Source organism: Psychrobacter sp. CAL346-MNA-CIBAN-0220 (genome assembly GCF_040309805.1).
Classification (GTDB): Bacteria; Pseudomonadota; Gammaproteobacteria; order Pseudomonadales; family Moraxellaceae; genus Psychrobacter.
The window spans coordinates 1-232 of record NZ_JBEOPF010000775.1 but is presented as its reverse complement, the minus strand read 5'-3'; the positions used below and the strand labels follow the sequence as shown (position 1 = coordinate 232).

Annotated in this window: 1 protein-coding gene; it reads right to left on the bottom strand. The window is 40.5% G+C overall.

Features of this window, described 5'->3' with window-relative positions:
- Positions 1-232 (bottom strand): YcxB family protein (locus tag AAEY88_RS15630; RefSeq protein ID WP_350563865.1); only part of this gene is annotated, 232 nt, incomplete at both ends.

Below are 232 nucleotides of genomic sequence, written 5' to 3'. Positions count from 1 at the left end.
GATATATACTGCATACCTTTTTTGTTTTTTAATAGTATGCCGCGCTCTGTGGTTATAACTTCGTTAATATCTGACCACAGAAGTTGGGTGTTTTTATAAAAGTTACTCGATTTAATCCCTTCTTCGTCAAAGGTAAGGGTGACCTCAGACCCCGAGGCTTTGCTTAGCATTTGTCTAGTAACCCACCAAGGACGGCGATAATAAAAGGCAATACATTCGAGTACCGCAACCA